Origin of the sequence: Brevibacillus gelatini, assembly GCF_050920745.1 — a bacterium.
Lineage (GTDB): Bacteria > Bacillota > Bacilli > Brevibacillales > Brevibacillaceae > Brevibacillus > Brevibacillus gelatini.
In genome coordinates, this window is the sequence record NZ_CP154342.1 from 1 (window position 1) to 7,500 (window position 7,500).

Genomic DNA, 7,500 nt, shown 5'->3' on the forward strand with positions numbered 1-7,500 from the left:
TTGGATGCAGCGATTAGCGAATTATGGCGCAAAGTTCTCGCCAAGATAGAAAAATCGCTCAGCAAACCAAGTTTTGATACCTGGCTCAAAGCGACGAAAGCAACCACCTTGGAAGAGGATGCGCTAATCGTCGTCGCGCCCAATGACTTCGCGCGGGATTGGCTTGAAACCAGGTACGCTCAACTGATTACCGATACACTTTATGAAGTGACAGGGATCAATATGAAGGTAAAATTCGTCGCCCTGCAAAACCAGGACGCCGCATTTGCCGAAGAACAACCAGCCCCGAGGGTGAAAATGAGCACTCCGCCTTCAGCAGCGGATGACCAGCCACCCAGCATTTTAAATCCCAAGTACACCTTTGACACCTTTGTCATCGGTGCCGGGAATCGCTTCGCTCACGCCGCTTCGCTTGCGGTCGCTGAAGCTCCTGCTAAAGCCTACAACCCCCTCTTCATTTACGGAGGAGTCGGACTCGGCAAAACCCACTTGATGCATGCCATTGGCCATTATGTCATTCAGCACAATCCAGCGGCGAAAGTGGTCTATTTGTCGTCAGAGAAGTTCACCAATGAATTCATCAACTCGATTCGCGACAACAAAGCCGTCGAATTCCGCAACAAGTACCGGAGTGTAGACGTTCTGTTAATTGATGATATTCAGTTTTTGGCAGGCAAAGAATCGACGCAGGAAGAGTTTTTCCATACGTTCAATGCCTTGCACGAAGAAAGCAAGCAGATCATTATCTCCTCTGACCGGCCTCCCAAGGAGATCCCGACTCTGGAGGATCGTCTGCGCTCTCGCTTTGAATGGGGACTGATTACCGACATTCAGCCGCCAGATTTGGAAACGCGGATCGCCATTTTGCGCAAAAAGGCAAAAGCTGAAAATTTGGACATCCCGAATGAGGTTATGGCCTACATCGCAAACCAGATCGACAGCAACATCCGCGAGCTGGAAGGTGCCCTGATCCGTGTCGTAGCTTACTCTTCGCTGATTAACCGCGACATCGACACGCAGCTGGCCGCAGAAGCGTTGAAAGACATCATTCCGTCTTCTCGCCCCCGCGTGATTACGATCATGGACATTCAACGGGCAGTCGGAGAAGCCTTTAACCTCAAACTGGAAGACTTCAAGGCGAAAAAACGGACCAAAACTGTCGCATTCCCGCGGCAAATTGCCATGTATTTGTCTCGCGAGCTGACAGATGCATCTTTGCCGAAAATCGGGGACGAATTTGGCGGACGCGACCATACGACCGTCATTCACGCACACGAAAAAATCTCGCGAGCACTGGCAACTGACCCGCAGATGCAAACTACGATTCAGTCGCTCATTGAAAAGTTAAAAGCAAACCATTAAACCTGTGCATAACGCCAAAAGCCTATACACAACTTACCCACATGTGTATAGGCTATCTTTTACGTTGTCAATCCACATATCCACAAATCCACAGGAACTATTACTACTTCTGTAAAAAAGATTTATCCTAATTAAGATATGATAAAGACATAGCCATTATGCAAAAGCCACCAAAAAATGGCGCAGATAGAGGGAGGATCACGTTGATGCATATTACCGTTCAGCGAGACAAGCTGTCTAACGCCGTTTCACATGTCAGCAAAGCGGTTTCCAGCAGAACAACCATTCCGATTTTGACCGGGATCAAGATAAAAACCGATGATGAAGGAATTACTCTTACTGCAAGCGACTCGGATATATCCATCGAGGTGCAGATTCCGTTGGAAGAAGCGGGAGACTGGGGAGTAACGATCCATCAGCCTGGAAGCATTGTTTTGCCAGCACGTATTTTCAGCGAAATTGTACGCAAGCTGCCAAGCAACGAGATTCACATTCAAGCAGACGACCGTCTCGTTACGCAAATCCGTTCGGGACAAGCCGAATTCACGATCAACGGAATGGATGCCAGCGAATATCCGCAGCTGCCGCATCTGGAAGAGGACAAAGTTATCAGCGTTCCCTGTGATCTGCTGAAAGCGATGATCCGACAAACTGTTTTTGGAGTCTCTACATCCGAAATGCGTCCGATCCTGACAGGAATCATGTGGTCCCTGGAGCAAGGCAAGCTTCGCTTTGTCGCTACTGACAGTCACCGTCTTGCCAGCCGAACTGCAATGGTAGAATGCCCGGAAGACCTTTCCTTCCACAACGTAGTCGTGCCGGGAAAAAGCTGTAACGAGTTGATGAAAATTCTTGACGATGACCAAAACCTAGCTGACATCGTCGTAGCCGACAATCAGATTTTGGTGAAGTCCAAGCACATCTTGTTCTATTCCCGCCTGTTGGAAGGAACCTACCCGGACACGACCAGAATCATTCCGCAAGGCAGCAAAACCGAGATCACTGTCAGCACCAAGGAATTTTTGCAATCGATCGAGCGCGCTTCCTTGCTCAGCCGCGAAGGCAAATCCAATGTGGTCAAGCTGGTTACGTTGTCCGATGGCAGCGTGGAGATTACTTCCAACGCACCGGAAATCGGCAAAGTTACCGACATTTTGATGCCAAAAGCCTTGAACGGGGAAGAGCTGAAAATCTCCTTCAACGCAAAATACATGATCGATGCCTTGCGCGCGATCGACAGCACCGAGATCAAAGCCAGCTTTACCGGGCCGATGAGTCCGTTCGTGATTCGTCCGACAGACCACGACTGGATGCTGCATTTGATCCTGCCAGTCCGTACTTACTAGGTCTTTTTCGTAAAAAAGTTCTTTTTCGTAAAAGAAAGGAGCCAAGCCATGCGTGAGGTTTCCATCAACACCGAATACATTACGCTCGGCCAATTTTTGAAGCTGGCTGACGTCATTGACACAGGCGGCATGGCCAAAGCGTTTTTGGCAGAAGTGCCGATCAAGATTAATGGCGAGCTGGACAACAGACGCGGCCGCAAGCTATATCCTGGCGATGAAGTGGCGATTGAAGGCCATGGCCGCTTTCAAGTGGTACGCCGCTGAGAGGAGAGCGTGATTCTTGTTTCTCAAGAACCTGTCGCTAACCAACTATCGCAACTACCAAACCTTGTCCCTGGATTTTGATGGACCGATCCAGTTGTTCATCGGAAACAATGCCCAGGGGAAAACGAATGCTCTCGAATCGATATACGTTCTGGCTCTGGCCAAATCCCACCGTACGCCTCGCGATAAAGAGCTGATCGCGTGGGATGCCGACTACGCCACGATCCGTAGCGATGTTCTTCGTCGCTACGGTTCTGTTCGTCTGGAGCTGCAGTTGACAAGCAAGGGAAAGCGGGCCAAAATCAACGGAATGGAGCAGCAAAAGCTGAGTGCCTACGTGGGAGCGTTGAACGTAGTCATGTTTGCGCCGGAGGACCTGTCCATTGTAAAAGGAGCGCCGGCTCAGCGCAGGCGTTTCATTGACATGGAAATTGGCCAAGTTTCCCCCACCTATCTGTACTATTTGAGCAATTACAACAAGGTGCTGGCTCAGCGGAACCAACTGCTGAAAGATTTGGCGATGAAAAAAAGCCATTCGCTGGAAATGCTGGCAATTTGGAATACCCAACTGGCGGATTTAGCGGTAAAATTGTTGAGAAAGCGATTTGAGTTTCTGCGCAAGCTGGAGGCATGGGCACAGGAGATTCACACGGGCATTACCGACGGAAGGGAAATGCTTTCTTTGCATTACGTGAATTCGACGCCCGTTACGGATGAAATGTCGGCAGAGCAAGCGGTTGACACACTGCTGGCTGCCTATGAAGAGGTTCGCGACCGGGAAATTATGCGCGGAAGCACGCTGATCGGACCGCACCGCGATGATTTTTCGCTCAAAGTGAACAACATGGATGTCCAGACGTACGGTTCGCAAGGGCAGCAGCGCACGAGCGCCCTGTCCATCAAATTGGCCGAAATTGAACTGATTAAAGAAGAAGTCGGGGAGTACCCCGTTCTTTTGTTGGATGATGTTTTGTCAGAGTTGGATGAACATCGGCAAACCCTGCTGCTCGAAACCATTCAGGATCGGGTTCAGACGTTTGTAAGCACGACAGGTGTGGAAGGCTTAAAGCATCAGGTTCTCCAGCAGGCCTCTCGTTTTTACGTGAAGGAAGGGACAATCTCGGGAGAAAGGTAGGGGTCAGGGATGTTTATTCACATTGGTGGAGATACTGTGGTGAGCACGAAGGAAGTCATTTCCATCCTCGACCATCAAACCGTGAAATCCTCGAAGGTCAACAAGGCTTTTTTGGAGGAAAAACGGAAAACGATTGTCGACCACAGTGTGGAAGAAACAAAATCTTACGTAATCACCCAGAACGCCATTTACTGTTCACCTATTTCTTCTCTGACGCTAAAGCGACGCGCTCAGTTCGTGGACAGCTTGGATCAGTTTCCCTTTGTACAAGCTGAAGTGGAGGAGTTGACAGAGTAGTGGATCAAGTGACGACGAACGATACAAACTATGATGCGAGTCAGATTCAGGTTCTGGAAGGTTTGGAAGCAGTTCGGAAACGTCCCGGCATGTATATCGGCTCGACCAGCAGCCGCGGTTTGCATCACCTGGTATGGGAGATTGTCGACAATGCCATTGACGAAGCGCTTGCCGGTTATTGCGACAACATTTTGGTGGTCATTCATCCGGACAACTCCGTATCTGTAACGGATAATGGCCGGGGAATCCCAACCGGCATTCATGAAAAAACCGGTAAATCAACCGTTGAGACGGTTTTGACTGTCCTGCACGCCGGCGGAAAATTCGGCGGTGGCGGATACAAAGTTTCCGGCGGTCTGCACGGGGTTGGTAGCTCGGTAGTGAACGCGCTATCCGAATGGCTGGAAGTAGAAGTAAAGCAAAACAACAAAATTCACTATATGCGTTTTACTGTCGGAACGCCTGATGCTGATCTTGCCGTCATTGGCGAGACAGAGGAGACGGGAACAAAAGTCACCTTCAAGCCGGACCCGACGATTTTTACAGAAACGACTGTTTTTGATTACGACACTTTGCAAAAACGTATTCGCGAGCTCGCCTTCCTCAACAAAGGGCTGCGCATTACGCTGAAAGACACACGCCCAGGTCAGGAGCGGGAAGAATCGTTCCACTACGAGGGCGGTATCGTGCAGTTCGTCGAATACTTGAACAAAAACCGGGAGCCCTTGCATGAAGAAGTCATTTATTGCGAAGGCGAAAAGGACGGTCTTTTCGTTGAGGTTGCTCTGCAGTACAACGACAGCTACGTGAGCAACATTTATTCGTTTGCCAACAACATTAATACACATGAAGGCGGAACGCACGAAACAGGCTTCAAGACGGCCCTTACCCGTGTCATTAACGAGTACAGCCGCAAATTCAATCTCCTGAAGGAAAAAGATCCGAATCTCTCCGGTGACGACGTGCGTGAAGGGATTACGGCGATTATCTCTGTGAAGATTCAGGACCCTCAATTTGAAGGTCAGACGAAAACGAAGCTCGGCAATTCGGAAGCGCGCAGCATTACGGAATCCATCTTTGGCGATCGCTTCAGCACCTTTATGGAGGAAAATCCAGGTGTAGCGAAGAAAGTAGTGGAGAAAGCCTTGATGGCTTCTCGTGCCCGCGAGGCAGCGCGTAAAGCGCGCGAGATGACTCGCCGCAAAAGTGCTCTCGAAGTCAGTGCATTGCCGGGTAAATTGGCGGACTGTTCCTCGAAGGACGCTTCCGAATCCGAACTGTTCATCGTAGAGGGAGACTCTGCGGGCGGTTCTGCGAAGTCCGGACGCGACCGCCATTTCCAGGCCATTCTTCCTTTGCGCGGAAAAGTGTTGAACGTGGAGAAAGCGCGCCTGGACAAAATTCTCGGCAACAATGAGATTCGCACGATTATTACTGCGCTCGGTACCGGGGTAGGCGAAGATTTTGACATTAGCAAAGCGCGCTACCACAAAATTGTGATTATGACAGACGCGGACGTAGACGGCTCGCATATTCGCACATTGCTGCTGACGTTCTTCTACCGTTACATGCGTCAACTTATCGAAGCGGGGTATGTTTATATCGCGCAACCGCCGCTCTACAGCATCAAGCAAGGCAAGACATTGCATTACGCGTACAGCGACCAGCAGCGCGACCAGATTCTTGCCAGCCTCAAGCCTACGCCCAAGCCAAGTGTTCAGCGCTACAAAGGGCTGGGTGAGATGAACGCAGAGCAATTGTGGGAGACGACGATGGACCCGTCCATGCGCACGCTCCTGCAAGTGAACCTGGAAGACGCCATGGAGGCAGACATGGTGTTTGAGACGCTTATGGGCGACGAAGTAGAGCCGCGCAGGGAGTTTATCGAGCGGTATGCAGCGTCTGTAAGGGATTTGGATATTTAGATTTTGGCTATGCTCTATTAACAGCAAGAAGGCTCAGCGATTCAACGGCAGCGAAAAGGGCTGTGCCATGCGATTTTCGTAGACGAAGATGCTATTCTGCTGGGCACTGAATCGTTGAGTCTACCTTCTTGCCAAAAAATTCACCTCTGCACGATAAAAAAATCAAAAATTCTATTGCAATGAATTAAAATCTATGCTAGATTAAAGATCCAGGAAGTGATACGGGCCTATAGCTCAGTTGGTTAGAGCGCACGCCTGATAAGCGTGAGGTCGGCTGTTCGAGTCAGCCTAGGCCCACCACTTATACAAGGCGATAGCGCCGGATGCGACATCGCTTCTCGATTTTGAAAAATGGGGCTGTAGCTCAGTTGGGAGAGCGCCTGCCTTGCAAGCAGGAGGTCATCGGTTCGATCCCGTTCAGCTCCACCATACAATTCCTATAGGCAATTGGCCTGCTTATCGTATTGTTCCTCGGTAGCTCAGTTGGTAGAGCAATCGGCTGTTAACCGATCGGTCGGCGGTTCGAGTCCGTCCCGAGGAGCCATATCACGCTCCTGTAGCTCAGTCGGTAGAGCGTTTCCATGGTAAGGAAGAGGTCGCAGGTTCGATTCCTGTCGGGAGCACCAGTAATCATTATGATAATGGCCCGTTGGTGAAGCGGTTTAACACAGCAGCCTTTCACGCTGTCATACAGGGGTTCGAATCCCCTACGGGTCACCTACACACCCAACTGGTTGTTGGGGCTCCGCAAAGTGTTCGGTGTTGCTGCAACGCAATCTCTTCACTTTGCGGGTGATTTTGGAGGCTTAGCTCAGCTGGGAGAGCATCTGCCTTACAAGCAGAGGGTCGGCGGTTCGATCCCGTCAGCCTCCACCATTTTCACGAATGAAAAACATGGAGCTGTGGTGAAGTTGGAGTTCACGCCGGTCTGTCACACCGGAGGTCGCGGGTTCGAGTCCCGTCAGCTCCGCCATTATTCAAAAAGTAATGGTGGACTCACATACACGAGGCTCGGTAGCTCAGTCGGTAGAGCAGAGGACTGAAAATCCTCGTGTCGGCGGTTCGATTCCGTCCCGAGCCACCATGAAATAAACGAAACATGCCGGTATAGCTCAATTGGTAGAGCACCTGACTTGTAATCAGGGGGTTGTGGGTTCAAGTCCTATTGCCG

Annotated in this window: 6 protein-coding genes and 9 tRNA genes (1 of these 15 only partly in view); all 15 read left to right on the forward strand. The window is 50.4% G+C overall.

Features of this window, described 5'->3' with window-relative positions; translation table 11 throughout:
• Positions 1–1,362: a chromosomal replication initiator protein DnaA gene (gene dnaA / locus AAFJ72_RS00005; RefSeq protein WP_246005820.1), complete on the forward strand. Its 1,362-nt coding sequence runs from the start codon at positions 1–3 to the stop codon at positions 1,360–1,362.
• Between the two features lie 206 nt (positions 1,363–1,568).
• On the forward strand, positions 1,569–2,708 hold the full coding sequence (gene dnaN, locus AAFJ72_RS00010) for a DNA polymerase III subunit beta (protein ID WP_122905484.1): 1,140 nt from the start codon (positions 1,569–1,571) through the stop codon (positions 2,706–2,708).
• A gap of 48 nt (positions 2,709–2,756) precedes the next feature.
• Complete coding sequence (yaaA, locus tag AAFJ72_RS00015) at positions 2,757–2,972, forward strand: S4 domain-containing protein YaaA (protein WP_122905483.1); 216 nt, start codon at positions 2,757–2,759, stop codon at positions 2,970–2,972.
• 16 nt (positions 2,973–2,988) lie between these two features.
• The gene (gene recF, locus AAFJ72_RS00020; RefSeq protein ID WP_432775677.1) at positions 2,989–4,107 is read left to right on the forward strand and encodes a DNA replication/repair protein RecF; all 1,119 of its coding nucleotides are present in this window, start codon (positions 2,989–2,991) and stop codon (positions 4,105–4,107) included.
• 9 nt (positions 4,108–4,116) lie between these two features.
• On the forward strand, positions 4,117–4,404 hold the full coding sequence (gene remB, locus AAFJ72_RS00025; protein WP_122905481.1) for an extracellular matrix regulator RemB: 288 nt from the start codon (positions 4,117–4,119) through the stop codon (positions 4,402–4,404).
• A gap of 8 nt (positions 4,405–4,412) precedes the next feature.
• Positions 4,413–6,329: a DNA topoisomerase (ATP-hydrolyzing) subunit B gene (gene gyrB / locus AAFJ72_RS00030; RefSeq protein ID WP_432777234.1), complete on the forward strand. Its 1,917-nt coding sequence runs from the start codon at positions 4,413–4,415 to the stop codon at positions 6,327–6,329.
• 223 nt (positions 6,330–6,552) lie between these two features.
• Positions 6,553–6,629: transfer RNA gene (locus AAFJ72_RS00035), tRNA-Ile, on the forward strand.
• 53 nt (positions 6,630–6,682) lie between these two features.
• Positions 6,683–6,758 (forward strand) — tRNA-Ala (locus tag AAFJ72_RS00040).
• A 39-nt stretch (positions 6,759–6,797) separates the two neighbouring features.
• Positions 6,798–6,873 (forward strand) — tRNA-Asn (locus tag AAFJ72_RS00045).
• Between the two features lie 6 nt (positions 6,874–6,879).
• A tRNA-Thr gene (locus AAFJ72_RS00050) sits at positions 6,880–6,955 on the forward strand.
• A gap of 17 nt (positions 6,956–6,972) precedes the next feature.
• Positions 6,973–7,046: transfer RNA gene (locus AAFJ72_RS00055), tRNA-Glu, on the forward strand.
• A gap of 83 nt (positions 7,047–7,129) precedes the next feature.
• A tRNA-Val gene (locus AAFJ72_RS00060) sits at positions 7,130–7,205 on the forward strand.
• Between the two features lie 20 nt (positions 7,206–7,225).
• A tRNA-Asp gene (locus tag AAFJ72_RS00065) sits at positions 7,226–7,302 on the forward strand.
• 35 nt (positions 7,303–7,337) lie between these two features.
• Positions 7,338–7,413, forward strand: a tRNA-Phe gene (locus tag AAFJ72_RS00070).
• Positions 7,414–7,430: 17 nt separating this feature from the next.
• A tRNA-Thr gene (locus AAFJ72_RS00075) sits at positions 7,431–7,500 on the forward strand (it continues 6 nt past the right edge of the window).